At 40.9% G+C, this 20,498-nt stretch carries 17 protein-coding genes and 4 pseudogenes; 6 read left to right on the forward strand and 15 right to left on the reverse strand.

What is annotated here, in order from left to right:
* Positions 1 to 31 precede the first annotated feature (31 nt).
* Entirely contained in the window at positions 32 to 2,416 is a 2,385-nt protein-coding gene (locus ISX45_RS13445) for a 3-hydroxyacyl-CoA dehydrogenase/enoyl-CoA hydratase family protein (protein WP_194519181.1), read from the reverse strand.
* A 185-nt stretch (positions 2,417 to 2,601) separates the two neighbouring features.
* Here ISX45_RS13445 and ISX45_RS13450 point away from each other — a divergent pair, with 185 nt between their 5' ends.
* Entirely contained in the window at positions 2,602 to 2,751 is a 150-nt protein-coding gene (locus tag ISX45_RS13450) for a YuzL family protein (protein ID WP_181556460.1), read from the forward strand.
* A 97-nt stretch (positions 2,752 to 2,848) separates the two neighbouring features.
* On the opposite strand, the gene ISX45_RS13455 is transcribed toward ISX45_RS13450, so the two are convergent.
* Positions 2,849 to 3,766: a proline dehydrogenase family protein gene (locus ISX45_RS13455; protein WP_194519182.1), complete on the reverse strand. Its 918-nt coding sequence runs from the start codon at positions 3,764 to 3,766 to the stop codon at positions 2,849 to 2,851.
* Positions 3,767 to 3,924: 158 nt separating this feature from the next.
* On the opposite strand from ISX45_RS13455, the gene ISX45_RS13460 reads away from it, so the two are divergent.
* Together ISX45_RS13460 and ISX45_RS13465 are read left to right on the forward strand one after the other, a co-directional pair.
* The gene (locus tag ISX45_RS13460; protein WP_181556462.1) at positions 3,925 to 4,194 is read left to right on the forward strand and encodes a hypothetical protein; all 270 of its coding nucleotides are present in this window, start codon (positions 3,925 to 3,927) and stop codon (positions 4,192 to 4,194) included.
* 16 nt (positions 4,195 to 4,210) lie between these two features.
* Positions 4,211 to 4,543: a spore coat protein gene (locus tag ISX45_RS13465; protein WP_181556463.1), complete on the forward strand. Its 333-nt coding sequence runs from the start codon at positions 4,211 to 4,213 to the stop codon at positions 4,541 to 4,543.
* Positions 4,544 to 4,569: 26 nt separating this feature from the next.
* Here the strand turns inward: ISX45_RS13465 and ISX45_RS13470 are convergent, their stop codons facing one another.
* The 7 genes from ISX45_RS13470 to ISX45_RS13500 form a co-directional block, all read right to left on the reverse strand.
* The gene (locus ISX45_RS13470; RefSeq protein WP_181556464.1) at positions 4,570 to 4,824 is read right to left on the reverse strand and encodes a YusU family protein; all 255 of its coding nucleotides are present in this window, start codon (positions 4,822 to 4,824) and stop codon (positions 4,570 to 4,572) included.
* A 671-nt stretch (positions 4,825 to 5,495) separates the two neighbouring features.
* The gene (locus ISX45_RS13475; RefSeq protein WP_194519183.1) at positions 5,496 to 5,744 is read right to left on the reverse strand and encodes a hypothetical protein; all 249 of its coding nucleotides are present in this window, start codon (positions 5,742 to 5,744) and stop codon (positions 5,496 to 5,498) included.
* Between the two features lie 48 nt (positions 5,745 to 5,792).
* A complete protein-coding gene (locus ISX45_RS13480; protein WP_194519184.1) occupies positions 5,793 to 6,074 on the reverse strand; it encodes a hypothetical protein in 282 nt (93 codons plus the stop codon).
* A gap of 136 nt (positions 6,075 to 6,210) precedes the next feature.
* A complete protein-coding gene (bioA, locus tag ISX45_RS13485) occupies positions 6,211 to 7,581 on the reverse strand; it encodes an adenosylmethionine--8-amino-7-oxononanoate transaminase (RefSeq protein ID WP_194519185.1) in 1,371 nt (456 codons plus the stop codon).
* On the reverse strand, positions 7,571 to 8,293 hold the full coding sequence (bioD, locus tag ISX45_RS13490; protein ID WP_194519186.1) for a dethiobiotin synthase: 723 nt from the start codon (positions 8,291 to 8,293) through the stop codon (positions 7,571 to 7,573). Before bioD ends, bioA begins: the two co-directional genes overlap by 11 nt.
* Entirely contained in the window at positions 8,293 to 8,856 is a 564-nt protein-coding gene (locus tag ISX45_RS13495) for a biotin transporter BioY (RefSeq protein ID WP_194519187.1), read from the reverse strand. Before ISX45_RS13495 ends, bioD begins: the two co-directional genes overlap by 1 nt.
* Positions 8,857 to 9,024: 168 nt before the next feature.
* A complete protein-coding gene (locus tag ISX45_RS13500) occupies positions 9,025 to 10,866 on the reverse strand; it encodes a pyruvate kinase (RefSeq protein ID WP_194519188.1) in 1,842 nt (613 codons plus the stop codon).
* A gap of 529 nt (positions 10,867 to 11,395) precedes the next feature.
* Here ISX45_RS13500 and ISX45_RS13505 point away from each other — a divergent pair.
* Positions 11,396 to 11,959, forward strand: a complete 564-nt coding sequence (locus ISX45_RS13505; protein WP_194519189.1) for an FAD-dependent oxidoreductase — start codon at positions 11,396 to 11,398, stop codon at positions 11,957 to 11,959.
* Positions 11,960 to 12,349: 390 nt separating this feature from the next.
* Here ISX45_RS13505 and ISX45_RS19685 read toward each other — a convergent pair whose 3' ends face one another.
* On the reverse strand, positions 12,350 to 12,544 hold the full coding sequence (locus tag ISX45_RS19685) for a P-loop NTPase family protein (protein WP_228485553.1): 195 nt from the start codon (positions 12,542 to 12,544) through the stop codon (positions 12,350 to 12,352).
* Between the two features lie 398 nt (positions 12,545 to 12,942).
* Positions 12,943 to 13,167, reverse strand: a pseudogene (locus ISX45_RS13515) (ABC transporter ATP-binding protein C-terminal domain-containing protein); the annotation flags it as partial.
* A 582-nt stretch (positions 13,168 to 13,749) separates the two neighbouring features.
* On the opposite strand from ISX45_RS13515, the gene katA reads away from it, so the two are divergent.
* Positions 13,750 to 15,213, forward strand: a complete 1,464-nt coding sequence (katA, locus tag ISX45_RS13520; protein WP_181556473.1) for a catalase KatA — start codon at positions 13,750 to 13,752, stop codon at positions 15,211 to 15,213.
* A gap of 426 nt (positions 15,214 to 15,639) precedes the next feature.
* On the opposite strand, the gene ISX45_RS13525 is transcribed toward katA, so the two are convergent.
* Together ISX45_RS13525 and ISX45_RS13530 are read right to left on the reverse strand one after the other, a co-directional pair.
* The gene (locus tag ISX45_RS13525) at positions 15,640 to 16,113 is read right to left on the reverse strand and encodes a FixH family protein (RefSeq protein ID WP_194519190.1); all 474 of its coding nucleotides are present in this window, start codon (positions 16,111 to 16,113) and stop codon (positions 15,640 to 15,642) included.
* Between the two features lie 12 nt (positions 16,114 to 16,125).
* A complete protein-coding gene (locus ISX45_RS13530) occupies positions 16,126 to 17,526 on the reverse strand; it encodes a PepSY-associated TM helix domain-containing protein (protein ID WP_194519191.1) in 1,401 nt (466 codons plus the stop codon).
* 390 nt (positions 17,527 to 17,916) lie between these two features.
* On the opposite strand from ISX45_RS13530, the pseudogene ISX45_RS13535 reads away from it, so the two are divergent.
* A pseudogene (locus tag ISX45_RS13535) lies at positions 17,917 to 19,302 on the forward strand (L-cystine transporter).
* Between the two features lie 250 nt (positions 19,303 to 19,552).
* On the opposite strand, the pseudogene ISX45_RS13540 reads toward ISX45_RS13535, so the two are convergent.
* Both ISX45_RS13540 and ISX45_RS13545 read right to left on the reverse strand, forming a co-directional pair.
* Positions 19,553 to 20,240, reverse strand: a pseudogene (locus tag ISX45_RS13540) (pre-toxin TG domain-containing protein); the annotation flags it as partial.
* Positions 20,237 to 20,377: pseudogene (locus ISX45_RS13545) on the reverse strand (DUF5082 domain-containing protein); the annotation flags it as partial. The pseudogenes ISX45_RS13540 and ISX45_RS13545, both read right to left, overlap by 4 nt.
* Positions 20,378 to 20,498 lie beyond the last annotated feature (121 nt).

Here is a 20,498-nt window from a genome sequence, read left to right on the forward strand (position 1 = left end):
GCTCTCTTCTTCATGGAAAAAGAACATTCTTTTAGTTGCGTAACGGCTTTCCTTTCACAAGCATATGTTGCATTCTCGCCTGTGATTTTGGTTCTCCTACTAAACTTAAAAATGCCTCTCTCTCTAAATCTAGTAAGTACTGTTCGTCTACTTCCGTACCGTATGGAACCTTTCCGCCCGCAATGACGTAAGCGAGCTTTTTCGCAACCGTCAAATCATGATCAGAAATATAACCGGAATGATACATCGATTGAGCAGCAAGCAACAATGTTGCATAGCCCGTTTCACCGACGACCGGCACTTTTTTGCGGATTGGTGGTTGGTAACCGTTGTCATAGAGAGAGATAACCGCTTGTTTCGCCTCATAAAGCAAATGATCGCCATTCATCGTAATACCGTCTTGTTTGTTTAAGAAGTTGAGTTCCCGCGCTTCTGCTGCAGATGTCGACACTTTCGCCATCGCGATCGTTTCGAATACTTTGTTTGCTACTTTTTGCAGGTCGAACTCGACACCGTTTGGCATGCTGCTTAAATGTTTGATATACAATTCTTTACTTCCGCCGCCGCCAGGAATGAGACCGACGCCGACCTCGACAAGCCCCATATATGTTTCGTTCGCTGCTTGAATGCGAGCAGCCGGCAGGCAAATTTCCGCTCCGCCGCCAAGCGTCATCGCAAATGGAGCAGCGACAACTGGTTTTGGACTGTATTTAATGTTCATCATCGCCTGCTGAAACTGGCGAACGACAAACTCAAGCTCAAAATAGTTGTCATCTTGTGCTTCCATTAAAATCATCGCAAGATTAGCGCCGACACAGAAGTTTTTTCCTTGATTACCAATAACAAGACCCTTATAATTACGTTCTACTTCTTCAAGCGCGTAGTTAATCATCTGTACAATATCTAAGCCGATTGCGTTGTTTGGTGAGTGGAATTCTAAAAGTGCAACGTCATCACCGAGGTCAATGAGGCTTGCTCCGCTATTTTTCTTAATTACGCCTTTTTGTTCTTTTAGCCGTTGAATATGGATAACTTTTGGATTTTCTTCAATTGCTTTATACTCACCGCAATCATAATAAGATACCTGTCCTTGCTCCGATTTATAGAAAGAGGTAATGCCATCGGCAAGCATATCGGTTACCCAAGATGGAACGTCACGCCCTTCCGCTTGCATTTTGCGAACGGATTGCTCGACGCCAATCGCATCCCATGTTTCAAACGGACCAAGCTCCCAGCCAAATCCCCACTTCATCGCGCGATCGATTGCCACAATATCATCAGCAATTTCTCCTAACAGCTCTGCAGAATAGACCAAAACAGGGCTTAAAATGTTCCAAAGAAGCGTTCCTGCTCGATCATCAGCATATACAAGCGCTTTCAATTTATTTGCAAGCCCTTTTGCTTGTTTGCTCATTTCCGTTGCTGGGGTTTTTAGCCTTTTGCGCGGCCCGTATTCGAGCGTTTCATAGTTTAACTCCAAGATTTCTTTTCCTTGTTTGAGGAAAAAGCCTTGTCCGGATTTGCTGCCGAGCCAGCCTTTTTCTAACATCGTTTTCATAAAATCCGGAACGCGGAACACTTCTTTTTCTTCTCCTTCTACTTTTTCAAATACGTTGTTAGCGACATGGATAAATGTATCTAATCCGACAACATCCAACGTGCGGAAAGTAGCACTCTTTGGTCGACCGATCAGTGGACCTGTAATCGAGTCAACTTCACCGACGCTGTAACCGCCTTTCATCATTTCGCGCACCGTAACTAATAAACCGTATGTTCCGATGCGATTCGCGATGAAGTTTGGTGTATCTTTCGCGATGACAACCCCTTTTCCTAAAACATCTTCACCGAACGTTTTCATAAATGCCAACACGTTCTGATCCGTATCTTTCGTTGGAATAATTTCAAGCAATTTTAAATAGCGGGGCGGGTTGAAAAAATGAGTGCCTAAAAAATGTTTTTTAAAATCTTCCGAACGCCCTTCTGCCATAGCCTCAACAGAAATTCCCGATGTGTTGGAGCTGACGATGCTTCCTTGTTTTCTTACCTCATCGACTTTAGCAAAGACGCTTTTTTTCACTTCTAAATTTTCAACGACGACTTCAATAATCCAGTCTGCCTCTGCTAAACGTTGAAAATCGTCTTCAAAGTTTCCTATTTCGATAAGAGACAAATTTTCTTTTGAGGTAAGCGGTGCTGGCTTTTGTTTCAGCAGCTTTTGGAGTGCTTGATTGACAAAGCGGTTGCGAACTTCCTTATGCTCGAGAGTAAGCCCTTTTGCTTCTTCTTCTTTTGTCAATTCGTGCGGCACAATATCCAATAATAGCGTTGGAATTCCGACATTTGCTAAATGTGCGGCAATCCCGGAGCCCATTATTCCTGAGCCAAGCACAGCGGCCCTTCTAATTCGTTTGACCATGCCATTTCCCCCTCACTATATTGAATGAATAGTCATTCATTTTTTGTCGAAAAAAAAATTTCGCACCAAATTGTTGCTATCTTAAATATAAAATATGTTTCAAATTTTCGCAATATATAAACTTAACAAATTTTGTATTCATAAGAAATTATTTTTCGGTGACGCTAATAGCGGAGGTGAGCAAAATGGCAAAAAGACAAAAAAATCCATCTAAAACAGCGGTCAGCGCAGCAAGTGCGAAAGGAAACGCAGGTCCGACAGTAGAAATGGATGGCGGCGGAAAAAAGACGAGTCAAAATCAACAATATAAACAGCACAACATGCAAGGAGAGTAAATAAAAAGATGTAGATGGTCCTATAGCTTCTGTACAGTTCGAACAGCACAGTATATAAAAAAGGATGTCCCATTAACAAGACATCCTTTTGCTGTTTTTATTTACGCAACACGCCTTTTAAAACGAATGCGACGTTCGCGGGGCGCTCAGCAAGGCGGCGCATAAAGTAGCCATACCAGTCCGTTCCATATGGGACATATACGCGCATTGTATATCCTTCGCGTACAAGCTGTTCTTGACGTTCTGGACGAATTCCGTAAAGCATTTGAAACTCAAACTGGTCATTTGGAATATTATATTCTTTTACCAGCTGTTTCGTGTACTCAATAATGGCATCATCGTGAGTCGCTACTGCGGTGTAATTTCCGTTTAGTAAATGCATTTTAATAATTTTTTTGAAGTTGTCATCGACGTCCTTTTTATCTGGAAATGCCACTTCTGGGGATTCTTTGTATGCTCCCTTAACAAGACGCAAGTTCGGATGATAATCTTTCAAATCTTCGATGTCCGCTTCGGTGCGATACAAATAGGCTTGTAGCACCGTTCCGACATTGTCATACTCTTTTTTCAATTGTTTGAAAATATCAAGCGTTTTTTGACAACGAGAATAATCTTCCATATCAATGGTCACAAACACACCGTGCTCTTTCGCCGTTTCTAAAATGCGGCGCATGTTTCTCATCACAAGGTCATCGGAAATATCGAGCCCCATCGATGTCATTTTTAAGGACAGTTGTGAATTGAGCTTTTCTCGTCCAATCGCTTGAATCGCTTCGATACAATGATTGGCCATTTCGTTGGCTTCTTTTTCGTTATCTACGAATTCGCCTAAATAATCAACTGTGACAGCAAGGCCTTTTTTATTCAATTGTTTAATCACTTCGACAGCCTGCTCAATCGTTTCCCCTGCAACAAATCGGGAGGCACCGAAACGCAATCCATATTTTTTCGCTAATTTCGTTAATGTCTTATTTTTCGATAAAAACAAAAAAAAGTCGCGCATCAACTGTTCCATTGTTGTACCCCCTTATCCTGTAAACGCATTCATAATTTTATTGTAACATGTTTTCTTATTATTGAATATCTTTTTCGACAAAATCCGCTCTATGCATAGTTTTCCACAAAATGAACAATCTACAACTGAAATATTCATTTTGGAAAGGAGCATTATGTATGCAACAACAAATGAACATGCAACAGCAACAAGCGGTCATACCGCAACCACCACAAGTAATTTCAACAAAAGATGCACTTTATTTAACCGATATGATGTCTTGGAATTTACTCTCCATGAAAAAAGCTCACTTTTTCGCATCTCAATGTCAAGACAAAGAAGTTGTTGCCGCAATTGAAAAAGCGGGGCAAATGCACCAGCGTCACTACCAAAAAATTCTAAACCACCTACAAAATCCAAGCCAGCAGCCTACAATACCATTGCAGTAACAAAGGAGGAATCGTGATGAACCAAAATCAAATTCAAAATCCGGAAACGCAAGTGCCAAAAACACCGCAAATGAATGATCGCGACTTTCTTAACGATATGTTAACAACAGAAAAATATATGACATCGGCTTATAGCGTATTTTTGCACGAGGCAAGCCATCAACAATTATATCAAGACATACTGAACATATTTACAGAAACACAAAATTGTCAACGTGAACTTTACCATTTAATGTTTAAAAAAGGGTGGTACAAAATCGAAGCGGCCGATCAACAAAAACTGCAACAATCGTATCAACAATTCCAAGGATACACAAACCAATTTCCATATCAGAATACGATGCAATAAACAAGTATAAAAAGCCATGACGCAGATCATGGCTTTTTTGCATTCGCGCGCGCTTCTTCATTCAATTGTTTAATTTCCGCAACTAACTGCTTCATCTGTTCCTTCGCTTCAGGATATCGTTCGTTCCAATGCTTGGCGAGAGCCGGCATTGATTTTGCTACATGAGAATATAACGCCCACACTTTGACTTTTTCTTTTAGCTCTTCATTCGTGTGACCAAGCAACAGCTCTGTATATTTGTCCACTAACGCCTCAAACTGTCCAAGAAACGTTTCATCCATGTTCTTTTCCTCCATACTTTTAAACTTTCTTACAATTATAGTAAAATGGGCGTATTTCGCCAAACAAAAGATATATTATTGAACACCGTAGAATACTGGCAGAACGAAACGTTAAACCTTTCATCACTGTAAGTAATACTTATGTATAATGTAACATAAGAGATTCAACTTCTTGACCATAAAAGCTGTTGTCTCCATCATCGCTGAAAATCAGCTAATAGACACGATACTCCCCATAATACCTCCTTCGCCAAAATAAAACTGGACACCAACACGTTATGTCAATGAAGGATCAAATGATAGGGAAGCAGCCCACAAATTTTTCATCCCAATGATACGTATATAGAGAATTAATTCACTCCCTAATAGTCCACCTAAAAATAGTCTCGGTCACCATAGTATGGCCGCTGCCTAATCATCTTGTTTCCTCTTTACTTAAGATCACCATCTACATCCCCCCTATTTAGGAAAGCATAGGCTTACTGACTAACTGAGCAGATTTTAGGCTATTTTCGGAAACTTTGTTGCTTTTCTTTCGACCAAGAACATCCTTAGAAAAATGAAAACCATTCTTTTATTCGGTCAATGTGATATGTGAACATGGAACAATAAATAATTTTGATGATAAACATCAAAGCCTGCCAGTAACCGGCAGGCTCAAGCCATTTTTGTTACCACCACATTCCGCCAAAGAACGGACCGCCAAAACCAAATCCCCATGGACGGCCAAAGCCGCCAAAGAATGGACCGCCAAAGAACGGACCTCCAAAGAATGGGCGACCAAAACCTCCAAAGAACGGACCGCCAAAGAATGGACCGCCGAAGAATGGACCGCCGAAGAATGGGCGGCCAAATCCCCCAAATCCCCATGGGCGACCAAATCCCCATATTCTTGTATCTTGTAAATTTACATCATTCATGTTCGTCTCTCCTTTGCTAATTGTTTTGTTTCTTCCCTTTCAACGTTACTACCATATTCCACCATAAGGAAATCCGTATCCGTAGCCATAAGGATAACCATATCCGCCAAAGAACGGAGCTGTTAGCGCGCCACCCAACAGTCCACCTAACAGACCGCCAAAGAACGGACCACCAAAACCAAATCCCCATGGACGGCCAAAGCCGCCAAAGAATGGACGACCAAAACCACCAAAGAATGGACCGCCAAAGAATGGGCGGCCAAATCTCCCAAATCCCCATGGACGGCCAAATCCCCATATCCTTGTATCTTGTAAACTTACATCACTCATGTTCGTCTCCCCTTTGCTGATTGTTTTGTGCTTCTTCCCTTTCAACATATGTAGGACAAACGCCAAGGGCATGGGCGATTGACCGTTTTTGCAAAAAAAATAGGCGCCTAGACTCGCTGGGCAGCCGTAGAAACAATTATCGAACGACTTTGACCATTTCCGCAATCGAATCGAAGATGATATTGACTGCTGTTTCAATCTGGTCATCTGTCATCGCTAATACTGGAATGAACGTGAGCACCGGTCCAAGCGGGCGAATAATGAGCCCTCGCTTCCTTGCTTCTAAAATGATTTGATGCTCCATGTTCTCAGAACGAGGGAAGATTTGTTTTGTTTTTTTATCTTTCACAATCTCAATTCCAACCATCAATCCTTTTTGACGAATATCTCCTACAATAGGCAACTCATATAGCGTTGGCAGCTTCTCTGCTAATACAGCGGCTTTGCGCTTCGCTTCTGAAACAACATTCCTCTTTTCGATTAATTCAATATTTTTTAGCGCTACCGAACAAGATAGTTGGTTTCCCGTATATGTATGCCCGTGGTAGAACGTCTTATTTTCATCGATGTCTCCTAAAAACGCAGCATAAACGTCTTCTGTTGTCAATGTGGCCGCTAAAGGGAGATATCCTCCAGTAATACCTTTTCCTAAGCAAACAATATCAGGATGAACCTCTTCTTGTTCACACGCAAACAGCGTTCCTGTTCTGCCGAACCCAACGGCAACCTCATCGCAAATAAGCAACACACCATATTGGCGGCAAAGTGTTTCAACGCCTTTTAAAAATCCTTTTGGATGAGTAATGATACCCGCAGCTCCTTGAACGAGCGGCTCCACAATCACTCCAGCAATTTCCTCATGCTTCTGGATAAGAACATCCTCTAGCTGTTGTAAACAATAATTGACAATCTCCTCTTCATCGCCGTATTCTTCCATGCGATAGACATACGGAGAAGGAATTTCGACTCGTTCAAACAATAGTGGCTTAAAAATGCGATGGAATAAATCCATTCCACCGACACTCACAGCGCCGACAGTATCACCATGATACGCTTCCTTTAAGGAAATAAACCTATTTTTCTTTTCATATTTAATTGGATCGATGTTTTTCCAATATTGATACGCCATCTTTAAGGCGATTTCTACGGCCGCAGCTCCTGTGTCAGAGTAAAACACTTTCGAGAGATGTCCCGGCCAAATTTCAATTAATTTTTTCGCTAATAAAATGGAGGGAACATTAGCAGACCCTAATAACGTAGAATGAGAAATCTTCTCAATTTGTTCATGTAAAGCTTCGTTTAATTCAGGGTCGTTATGTCCATGTACGTTTACCCACAAAGAGGCGTAACCATCCAAATATTTATTTCCATCGACATCAAACAGGTAGCTCCCTTGTCCTCTTTCAATAATTAACGGCTTTTCTTCCACATATGTCTTCATTTGTGTAAATGGATGCCAAACATACTGTTTATCCAATTGTTCTAACTGCTCATAACTATACTTCAATGGACAATCCCTCCATGAATAAACTCTTTTGTTCGTGGTTCTCTAAAAATGCTTGAACAAATGCAGCGAGGTTATTTCGCGATAAATGTTTGAATACAGGAACTTTCGCGATGATTGGTAAACCCAGCAATTTTTGAATTGTCCGCACATTATCGACGTGAATAACATTGCTTGCATCAAATTGATTAAATACAAATCCAAGAACGTCAACCCCATGCTTCTCCGCATACGAAACGGTCGTAACGACGTGATGAATTGCCCCTAACCCAGCCAATGACACAATGACAGTTGGAAGCTCACATTCTTGAATCAAATCTTTTGTCATATAAAAATCATGTCCTGTTTCTATAAGTGGCACAGCAAGCCCACCCGCGCCTTCTACAAGAACAACATCGTACTGATTCTTTAATTCTACGATTTTATTTTTTATTAAATGCGGAGCAATAGGAGTATTCGTTATCGCAGAAGCCAAATGAGGGGAAACAGCCGGTTCCATATAATACATTCCCGTCGACCCTTTTTCTGCCCCCATCACGGTTTCATACCAATATTGATCAGCGAAAGAGGAGCTTTCTTCAGCTAATCCTGTTTGTATCGGCTTAAAAATCTTTGTTTTTAGCCCCATTTCTTGTAAAGCCAAGGCTAGAAAAGAAGTAACCATTGTTTTTCCAATTTCTGTTCCCGTTCCGGTAATAAAAATCGCTTTTCCCATTATAAAGCCACCTCCTGTTTGCTGATAACAACATTGATTCGTGGCAAGATGCGCGCGATGATAACAGAGCAAACCGTACATAACAATAGATCGCCCGGCACAGGTAGCACAAAGCCAAACCATAATGTTTGTCCAATTGTAAACGGTTTTTCAATGATCCATTTCATCGCTGCATATAACCATACACATCCACAAAGATAGACAACGAGAAGGCTAGAAAAATTCGCAAGAAAAATCGAAGCTGCTTTCTTAAATTGAAATGTTTTCATGAACCAGCCGTTCATATAGGCACCTACTACAAACCCAATTAAATAGCCAAACGTCGGCTTGAGTACATAGCTGGGCCCACCTCCCTCAGCAAATACCGGTGCCCCTGCCAGCCCCATTAGCACATACACAAGTTGGCTAAACATGCCCAGTTTCGGACCTAATAAACATCCTGCTAAATAAACAGAAACAATTTGCAGCGTAAACGGAACGTAAGGAACCGGAATTTTAATAAACCCGCCAATTACCGTGAACGCAGCAAAAAGAGCGACTAAAACCATTGAGCGTGTTTTCATTGTTTCCCTCCAATCCCAATATTTTGTTTTTATTCTGCCTGACAACACCTTTATTGTCAACTATTTTTAATTTATAGTTAACATATATATTATAAAAACCGCTAGTTTTCTCGCTGAACTAGCGGCGGCTTTCTCGATTATATTCGATATCATCATTTCAGGATGGCACTAGTAACGAAAGACTCCATGTTGATCCATATAACGGGCAATCGCTTTCGCACGTTTTTGTGGATGAGCTTCTTCCCTTTCTAACACGTTAGCTAGCATTTTTACGGCTTCTACAATATACGGTCCTTTGTTCAGCATGACGCACTGCGCCTTTTGCCCTAGCGATACGTCTGATATTTCGGAGCGGGCAGGCATCCCTTTCTTCGCTAGATTTTCAAGCACTTGCGTTGCCCAAATCACCGGAAGGTGTGCTGCTTGGCATAATGCGAGAATCTCATGCTGTACAACAGACATGTTTTCAAATCCAACCTCAATCGCTAAATCTCCGCGGGCAATCATCACTCCAAATGAAGGAAGCTTTAATCCTTCAAGTAAAATGCGAGCAAGATTGTGGAGTGCCGCTCTTGTTTCAATTTTGGCAATGATGGTCAGGTGAGGCGCACCATGCTCTGTTAAAGCATGATGCAGTTTCTCTACATCATGAGGGACATGAACAAATGATAAGCCAATCATATCTGCGTGCTTACTAATAAAAGGAATATATTTTAAATCTCGCTCTGTCAGCGACGAAACGGTTAAATGAATCAATGAATCAGGAAGATTAATTCCGATCCCTTGTTTAATCGTTTTGGTTTTTCTTCCTGTTGAAATGACTTTTGCCTCTATATATTTGCTCGTCACGTTTTGAATCGTAGCGAAAATTTTCCCGTCATCGAGATAAAGACGATGTCCAACTCGAACATTGCGTAACGCTTTTGGAAGTGTTGTCGTAAGCTTCACCGCATCGTCCGTCTTTGCCGCTTCTAAATGAGCTTGATCGAAGTAAATTTGAAGGCGCGTTCCTTTTTTGACGAACGCTTTCATTGGAATCGGTGCAACTGATTGTAACAGCAAAGAAAAACGTTTATGTTTGAACCAAGTCCCCTCTTGAATGTATGCCGTGTTTGAAAGCTCCACTTTGAAACAAGAAGGAGTAATGACATCGATTACCTTCAATCTTCTCTTTCGTCCGCGAGCATCGATAAACGACAGTTCATCCCCGCTTACCAGCCTAACATTCTCATTCGTTGCTGCTTCTAAAACAAACGACACATCACTCTGTTCTGGCGGAAGACACGACGGCGTATGAAGATAGAGGAAACCCGTAACAGGCTGGATTGGTTGGCCGTATTCATCTTTTCGAACTGACAGTTTTACCGGATGGACATTAGATACAATGTTGTGAATGCGAATTTTGGGACCCGGCAAATCCATATAAATATAACATCTTTTTTCCCATTGTTGTTTTTCTTGAAGCCGTCCTTCCGCTTGACGAACGCTTTCAATGATTTTTTTCCATATTTCTGGTGAATTATGAGCGCAGTTAATTCTGGCAATATCCATGCCATACAGCAACAATTGTTCAATCGTTTCAGGCTCATTGATCAGTTGCTCATCCAGCGTCACCATAATGCGTGTTTGTCGAGAGTGACGGCCTTCTCCCAACACAGTTCGTGCTCTCTCAGCTACCAACCGCTGTGCCTGTTGTCGAGTGATTTTTTTTGCATCTGTGCCCTGAAATGCAGCAACCTGTAAATGTCTTAATAAAAGTGCAAGGTTTGAAATGATATGGGACTCGTGTCCATAGATCGACGATAGGCCTTCATCTTCAATGGCTTGAATAAGATCGGCGGACATTATTTCTTTTACGTATAAATACGCCAGCAAATTATCTCGGCTTTCTTCATGACACAAAAGCGGAAACTGTGTTCTTGTTCGCTCGATCGATTCGACCATTGACTGATATATGTTAAATAACATATTCCCTAGTAATATACGTTCGTTGTTAGTGAATTCATTCACGAATCCTCACCTCAATTGTGAAGTAGGGAAATATGTTTATATATATTCGTTGCTAACTAATAAAATGAACCTAACACGTTATTTAGGAAAATACACGATAAAAGAAAACGCCTGATATATCATCAAGCGTGTTTTCTTCCTTGTAAAATTTTCGTTCCGCATTGGCAAAGGATAGAATGTTTTAATCGGCGCACCGGTTGTTGGCACTGCTCACAAATGTTTTGTTTCCGCATACACGATTCTCCCTTCAATTTGAAAATAAATATTCTCTTTTGTTATTCAGGCTTTACCCCATCTCTTAAATAGCCAGACAAGTATAGCCATATGGCTGCCCATTTTAGCTATAAAGCGATAGCTAAACTTTTTCAATTAAAAAAGAAATAACTTTGCAATTTTTATTATATATATTTTATATTTAAAATCAATATCAAATTAAAATAATTTTAATTTAATAACAAGCATATGATATGACGTAAACATAAGGGAATGGTATAATATTTTTGAATTTTTCTGAAAGGGGTATGGGACGATGTATGATGTAGCGATTATTGGAGCCGGTCCTGCTGGAGCAAGCGCTGCTATTTTTACCGCAAAAGCCGGAAAGAAAACAGTGCTGATTGATAACGACAAAAGCATTACAAAACGAGCTTGGATTGAAAACCACTATGGGGTCATAGAAGCCACCGGTCCAGATTTGGTGGAAACAGGGAAAAAACAAGCGGTCAAATTCGGAGCAGAGCTCGTGAACGGTCAAGTTGTCAACATCCAAAAATCAGAAGCAGGTTTTCAAGTAGAAACAGAAAACCAATCTTTTGAAGCCAAACATGTCATCTTAGCAACCGGCGTAGCGACCGATCTCGCTGAAAAAATTGGCGTGAAAACAAAACAAGGTACAGAACCGCGCATTAAAGCGGTCATCGACGTCGATGCCGCTGGACGCACTAATATCGAAGGAATCTGGGCAGCCGGTACAGTCGCTGGCGTAAGTGTACATACGATTATCACAGCCGGCGATGGCGCGAAAGTAGCGATTAACGTTATCAGCGAGCTCAACGGCGAACGGTATGTCGACCATGACGTGTTAAAATCGTAAACGATCAAAAAGAGGCTGTCCCTAAGAGTAGATCTTTAGGGCAGCCTTAAAAACGGACATCTTTTCAGTTAAGAACGTTCTCATGTTTAGTACTTTGAAGACTTCATATTTAAAAGGTTAGATTTTTTCCATAACGGTCCATTATTAAGTAAAACAAAACTTGGCACAAATAAAAAAGACACCGTTTGAACAGTATTTGGACGGTGATTTTATCTATAATAAATCCAGCTAAGACAAAGCAGTGATAGAAACGTTTTATATATGTCAAAACATCGATCTGTGTTGATATACGGGATTTAAAAAATGCCCGAGACTACTCATTGGACGATTTTTTGTTCTTTACCAATACCTAGGATACGTATTTTTGACGCTTTCATCATTTAGCAAATCTTATGCTTTCCCGTAAATGACTATTTCGCCACGATCAATAACACATGCATGATCGGCAATTTGAAGAGCTGCTCGAACGTTTTGTTCAATGAAAAGAATGGTCGTTCCAAATTGATCACACATTTGTTTTAATAATTTCATCATATCTTTCACAATGAACAGAGCAAGTCCTAAAGATAATTCATCCATCATCATTCATTTTTGGTTTTCCAATGGCTAACATCTGCTGTTCTCCACCACTTAGCAATCCTCCTGGCCTGTTAAGCATTGTTTTTAACTTGGGAAGCAACTCTATACTTTCTTACAATCTTTATCAATACTTTTTGTATCGATGATACGCACCTAGCAATATACTATCCTTTACAGACAAATCATCAAAAATTGTCTGACGCTCAGGAACAAGGCAAATTCCTTTTTTAACAATCTGTTCAACATTTCCATATGGAATAGACTCATTTTCAATATGATTTCTCCTTCTTTAGGAGTATATCCACCTGCTATGCAGCACCATTCGGTCCAACAATAGCAAAGATTTCCCCTTTTAATACATGCAAATCACCGTGATACGTATGGAGGTTATGAATTTTTAATATCTATACAGCCTCCTCTTCCCCTAAGTAAGCTTTAATGACATCTAGATTATTTGCAATTTCTTTAGGACTGCCTTCCGCGTTTTTTATAACAATTTTATCAGCGATAGACATAACGGTTTCCATATCATGTTTGACAAATAAAAAGGTGATGCTGTTGTTTTGCATCTCCAATAAAACATCCATTAGTTTTTTAGATTCTTGCGGGTTTCGTCCTGCCATAGGTTCTATATAAACCCACGACCCGCTGGAGTACTTTTTCTGGCATGTGTTATAATCTTTCAAATCCTCGAGATCACTGTGCTAGAAATTGAAGATTCGTCAGTCAAAGCCAAAGCGGCTAGTATTTTTGAAAAAAATCGGTATCTGTCGAAAAGTGCTTCCCATTTTCTTGGCCATGTTAAGGATCAGAATTCATTAGTTACATTAAGTAAACACAAAAGAAAATGCTGATATAGAACCTCTAAAACAGGCAGTGTAACTCAAGTTTTTTATAGGAGATTGGGTTACTTCAAAGAAGAATTCATAATTACCATTGTAAAATCCTCCAAAAACAAGATGATTTTATCCGTAATTATGTCGCCCATCGTAATACAAAACTGATCACAAATTCCGATCACTTCACACTTCAGGTTTTCAACATATTGAAAGATCAAGGCAGACTTACACCGTTTACGTTTTTTAAGTTTTGTTATTAATTTGATATATTTATTTAATTATAATTATTATAAAAAAGTATTGACTTTTTATTGATAAATGTTATTATTTAAGTTAATTAATCCTATAAAAATGTGGCGAGGTGGTTTTGTTATGACAAAGAAACTTACTACTAGTTGGGGTGCTCCAGTTGGTGATAACCAAAACTCGATAACAGCCGGTTCCCCTGGTCCCACTTTAATTCAAGATGTTCACCTTCTTGAAAAATTGGCACACTTCAACAGAGAGCGTATTCCAGAACGCGTCGTACACGCAAAAGGAGCAGGCGCACACGGATATTTTGAAGTAACCAATGACATGTCCAAATATACAAAAGCAAAAGTTTTCAATGGTGTTGGTAAGCGTACACCGGTATTTGTCCGCTTCTCTACGGTAGCCGGTGAATTGGGGTCTGCCGATACAGTTCGTGACCCGCGTGGATTTGCAGTGAAATTCTATACAGAAGAAGGAAACTACGACATCGTTGGGAACAATACGCCGATTTTCTTCATTCGCGACGCCATTAAATTCCCTGATTTTATCCATACACAAAAAAGAGATCCAAGGACTCACTTAAAAAATCCAACGGCCGTATGGGATTTCTGGTCTTTATCCCCTGAATCGTTACACCAAGTAACCTATTTATTCGGCGACCGTGGCATCCCTGCTACTTATCGGCATATGAACGGCTACGGAAGCCATACATTCAAATGGGTTAACGCTGAAGGCGAAGCTGTATGGGTAAAATATCACTTTAAAACAGATCAAGGCGTGAAAAACATGGACCCAGAGCTCGCGGCAAAAATTGCTGGTGAAAATCCAGACTATCATACAGAAGATTTATTTAATGCAATTGAAAACGGCGATTATCCATCATGGACACTCTACGTACAAATCATGCCTTTAGAAGATGCTTATACGTATCGTTTCGATCCGTTTGATGTGACAAAAGTATGGTCACATAAAGACTATCCATTAATTGAAGTAGGTCGCATGGTATTGAATCGAAACCCAGAAAACTATTTTGCTGAAGTAGAACAAGCAACATTCTCCCCTGGAACCCTAGTGCCTGGTATTGAGCCATCTCCAGATAAAATGCTGCAAGCGCGTCTATTTGCCTACGCAGATGCGCATCGCTATCGTGTTGGCGTAAACCATAACCTACTACCAATCAACCGTCCAAGAGTAGAAGTGAATAACTATCAACGTGACGGCTTTATGCGTTTTGACAATAACGGTGGAGGTTCTGTATACTACGAACCAAACAGCTTCGGCGGACCAACAGAAGTTCCTGAACATAAAACAACGCCATTCCCAGTATCTGGTGTAGCGGAAAGCGTACCATATGATCGGGATGACCACTATACTCAAGCAGGTGACTTATATCGTCTTATGAGTGAAGAAGAGCGAGAGCGTTTAATTAAAAATATCGTTGAGTCTATGAAACAAGTAACAAAAGAAGAAATCAAACTTCGTCAAATTCGTCATTTCTATAAAGCAGATCCGGAGTATGGAAGACGTGTAGCAGAAGGACTTGGTCTAACAGTTCCGTCGGAAGATTTAACAACCAATTCTTAAAAAATGAGCAATGAGAAGGTATCCGTTTTTTATAACGGATACCTTTTTTAAACACTCTCCTAAAGACAAGATGATTTCTTTGGAATCAGCAGGATTGTTGGACGGTAACCGAAGGTACATTTCTGGCATCTGTACGTAGTTTCTACACGTTCAGGATGTGATGCCATCTTAGCTGGAACCAGTGCTGCTATTTTATCGTAAACAGTACTGGGACAACAAAAGTATGACAAAACGAACGAACATGGAAGACACAAATCCAAATTTAGCGAAAGCAAACGGTCAAATTCGGGGCAAAACATGTAAACGTCCAAATCTTTCCTCAGAAAAACATTCCCTTTCCCATTAGCTAGTAAAAGGATGAATAATTACAAAAGAAAAAGCTATGCTCCTCCTTTTAGGAACACAGCTTCTTTTGGAGTTATGAAATTAATGGTGATGTCCCGCAGGGTGATGAGGTTGTCCGTTCTCTGAAGCGTTTTCTTCGATTTGTTGCAATTGTTCATTGAATACGTTTCCTACCGCAAATCGCTTTTTAGGCATTACCCATTCATCGCCCATTTTTACATGAGCCTGTACATAGTAAATCCCGTCTTTATCAAATGTTTTCTTTATGCTATATACCCCATTTTTCCCATGATGGGCATTAATAGTTTGACTATGTTCTCTATCATTGCCATTCCATATTTCTAAGCGGACTTCTTCCGCATTTTTAACTGGCTTATCTCCTTGTTTGACTTGGACTTTTAATGCACTCTCTTGATTAATAGAAATTTCTTTTGGTACTTGAATATCAACTGTTATTCGCTCGTTTAGCTTTGGCAACGTTTGTGCGTTCGCTGTACATCCCGCCAAAAGCCCTGCTAATAACATAATCAATAAGCCTAGTCCTCTTCTCCTCATTAAAATTCCTCCTTACATTGTCAACCATTCATTCAAAGGTTTAATTCGAGGAATTACTAATTTATCTAATAACAGGACGGCAATAATCGAGATGCCGACTAACGGCATGATGCATCCCATGACGAACATCATCACCGTAACCGCTCTTATCACTTTCTTGTCTTGTGCCTTTGCAGGAGCACCTAGTTTACCTTGCGGCTTGCGTTTACGCCACATAACAAAAGAGCTAACTGCAATCAAAATTAAGCCGAGACATGCAATAAGATTTATCATTTGATTCACTAATCCGAATAAACGGCCTTCATGCAGCGCAATTCCAATTGTGATTGCTTTAGCCATGATGCCATAATCACTAAAGCGAACATCGCTTAGGACTTGTCCTGTATATTGATCAACATGCAACGTAGCATTATCTTTTGGGCTCGTCTTTGACGTTGCGATCGTAAACACGCCTGTTGGTCCTTGTGGCATCGATATCGTAAATGGCTTTATAATGTGTTCCTTCTCAGCAATCTTGTCAACGTCATCAATAGACAACGGAACATAACCGTTAATTTTCGAGGCTGGGACTGGTAAATTTTCTGCCGCCCAAGGCACATCTTGTGCAACCTCTTTCGTAACTGTGACAGATTCTGGCTTTGGTCCAAAGCTAAAGGAAAAAGGAGGATATCCTGTCTTCGTGGATGTCGCTAACCAGTTAATCCCTTCACCCATTACTCCTGTCCATGGAAGGCCGGTGAGAATCAAAAGCAAAATGCCTCCGGTTAGCCAAAATCCTAAGACAGCATGCATGTCACGCCAAAATGGCCGTCCTTTTTTTCGAAGGCGCGGAAAAAATGTTCCCCAAATGGAACTCTTATTTCTTGGCCACCAAATATACAATCCAGTTAATAATAAAATCAAGGCCCAGCAAGCGGCAAGCTCTACAATCCGATTGGCTACGGTTCCCCCAATAAGCAATTCACTGTGGATTTTTTTGAAAATCTCCATTATATCTTCGCTTGCATTTAATTTCCCGACAATTTTCTCCGTATACGGATTGACATAAACGGTGAACATATTGCCGTTCTCGATCATTCCCACTTGGACAGTGCGGTTACGGTCTTTTTCTAACGTTACCGAAATCATCGCTGCCTTTGGATACTTTTTCTGAACGTTCGCCGCCATTTGCGAAAGCGGAAGCGGTTTCTCTTTGGTTTCTTGTACATAATATAAATTTTTATATAATATGGATTCTATTTGCGGTTTAAACAAATACACTGCACCGCTAAAGGCAAGAATAATGAGAAAAGGCGCAAAAATAATGCCCGCATAAAAATGCCAGCGCCATATTGTTTGATAGAAGGACAGTCCTGTTTTCTTTTTTCGTTCTTGCTCCCCATTTGGCACGTAATGCCTAACTACATTTTCCATGTTTTCCCCCTCACTTGATTCAAACTAAGTAACGAACAAGGACAGTATATCTAGGAAATGTGATGAAAGATTGAGAGAAATCAAAAATGTGTTTGAAACCTTTTCATTTTCTTAAATTGTTCCATGCGGCAATGAGAAGCATAGAAGACAATTATTTTTTCATGATCATTCACCATAACAGTTCTATTCTCACAGACTTTTGTTCCATTTTTACAGAAATAGTTATAAAGCGCTTCTTTATTTCAGAGAATGAGGTGTTGTAAAAAATGAAATTTTTTATGTCAGTGGTAACAAGTAATCTGAATTAATGGCATACGATAAATAAAACTTACTTTACATATCGGTTTTTATTTATTAAAGTTCATCATATTTATTAAGGGGGGATCTTTGATGAATATTTATTTAGTTATTTTAAACATTGCAGTGTTGCTTCTGTTCACAGGGATATTAGCTTATATGCAAAAGAAGCGTATCTCGTTTTCAAAACAGGTGTTTGCTGCCCTTGGAATCGGGATTGTATTTGGGCTCGTGCTGCAATGGGCGTACAGGGCAAATTCAGCCATTGTTCAGCAATCAGCACAATGATTTGATATCATCGGAACCGGCTATGTAAAACTATTACAAATGATTGTAATGCCGTTAGTATTCATTTCAATTGTTACATCGTTTACAAAATTAACTATTTCAAATAACTTAGGAAAAATCGCTACGCTCATTATTGGATTATTGCTAGGAACAACGGCAATTGCCGCTTCCATCGGCATTGCGGCAGCACTCGGTTTTCAATTAGAGACCTTTCAAATTCATTCCGGCAGCGCAGAAACAGCCCGTGGGCAGGAAATCGAACAAAAATATACACAAATTCAAGATCAAACCTTTCCACAAAAAATCGTTGAATTACTCCCAGCGAATCCATTTTTAGATTTGACAGGGCAGCGCAGCGCGTCTACGATTGCCGTTGTTATTTTTGCCGCGTTCATCGGCATTGCCTATTTAGGAGTAAGAAGAAAACAGCCTGAACAGGCGGAGATGTTCAAAAAAATAGTAGATGCTATTTACGCGATTATTATGCGCATAGTTACACTAGTGCTCCGCTTAACACCTTACGGAATTTTGGCCATCATGTCCCGGACCATTGCGACAAGTGATCTCGGTGCGATTGTCAAACTTGGAAAATTCGTCATCGCTTCGTATGTTGCTCTTATCATCATGTTCATTGTTCATTTAATTATTTTGGCAATCGCCGGATTAAATCCGATTACTTACGTAAAAAAAGCATTGCCGGTATTATCCTTTGCGTTTACATCCCGTTCAAGCGCAGGCACGCTGCCATTGAACATCAAGGCACAAACGACTGCTCTCGGTGTTCCTGAAGGAATTGCCAACTTTTCCGGCTCCTTCGGACTATCCATCGGACAAAATGGCTGCGCAGGCATATATCCGGCTATGCTTGCAGTCATGATCGCTCCCACAGTAGGAATAAATCCAATGTCACCGTCCTTTATTTTGACACTCATTCTCATCGTCACCATCAGCTCGTTTGGTGTGGCAAGCGTCGGTGGGGGCGCTACGTTCGCGTCAATCTTAGTACTATCCACGATGAACTTGCCAGTCGCGTTGGCAGGGTTGCTCATCTCTGTAGAGCCGCTGATTGACATGGGAAGAACTGCCTTGAACGTAAGCGGAAGCATGACAGCTGGTGTCATCACTAGTCGTGCCATTGGGGAACTAGATTCGAGTATCTATAATGGCAAAATACAAAAATTAGAAGCGTAATCCTCATCTCTTTACACTTGCTTCTCCATTTCCAGAGAGGGGCAAATAAAGATAAAAAAGTTGCTCTTTCAGCCTAGCCCGCTATAGAAGCAACTTTTTTGCTATAAATTTTTCCGTTTTCTTCCCACAAAATTATCCTGTTTCTCCATTGTTATTTTATATACAGCAGCCACACGCTCCTTTCCCCCGCTTCACCTCCGACTAAAAGCGGACAGAGCTGTCGGCTTCTTCCATTGTCTTCTGTATCCCTTGGCCCTATCCCGTCCAATGCCGGTTGCCATTGGACAGATGGAACACTGGCGAGAAGATCGTTCCATTGCTTCTTAAAATATTGCAGCGTTTTGCTAATCGGTGCTTTTACCACTTGGCGGTACACCGCTTGAAAGACAGACATCATTTTATCATAGCGGAGAACATGTTTCATTTGCGAGACCAATTTGGAAACATCTGCTGCTGTTTCTGCCGCTTTTGCTCCTTTCACCGCCACTTTTCCGGCAATGCCTGCCCCTTTGGCTGGAGGAATAATGGTCAACAATAACATCCCTCCCGCAAGCAGGCGGTCTCCTGCCGAAATCCGTTCCCCAGTGATCGGGTCGTATTCTCCAAACACTCGCTGCAAGTCATACCAGCCAAGGAGCTCCAGACCGAATTCTTTCATGTTGTCGGCAAGCGTTTGATCTACTTGGCGCATTGCCGCTGCCGTCCGATACAGCAGTTCCTCCGCTTCATTCAGCTTTTCTTCATAATTGCTGGAGCCAATGAAGCAGTTCGTCTGTAAGCTCATGGATGGCGGCAGAGCCGATACCGGGAATCTCCATGGCTAGAGAGGGAAGTTCCCAGGAAAGAGAGGTTCGCGCACGCTGGCAGGCGTCTTCTGCATCGGGGACATGCTTCGCTACCGTTTCCAGCTCTTCCGGCTTGACTCGAATCGTCGTCATTGCAGCTCCTCTATCTTTCGACGAATTTGGGCGATTTCCCTGCTGATTTCATGAAGAAGCTCGTCTGCGGTCGCATAAATACGTGCCTCGATTTGCCGCAAGTCCCCGTATACCCATTCATACGCTTCCCTCGATTTTTTTCAAATGACAACCAAGACTTTTTTCCTTATCTATGATTCGGCCATGTGAAACATGTCAAAGTTCCTTCGAAAATAACCTGTTTTACGGAACAAATTTTTTCATACGTGGAACGATTAC

The organism is Thermaerobacillus caldiproteolyticus (genome assembly GCF_015326725.1).
GTDB lineage: Bacteria > Bacillota > Bacilli > Bacillales > Anoxybacillaceae > Thermaerobacillus > Thermaerobacillus caldiproteolyticus.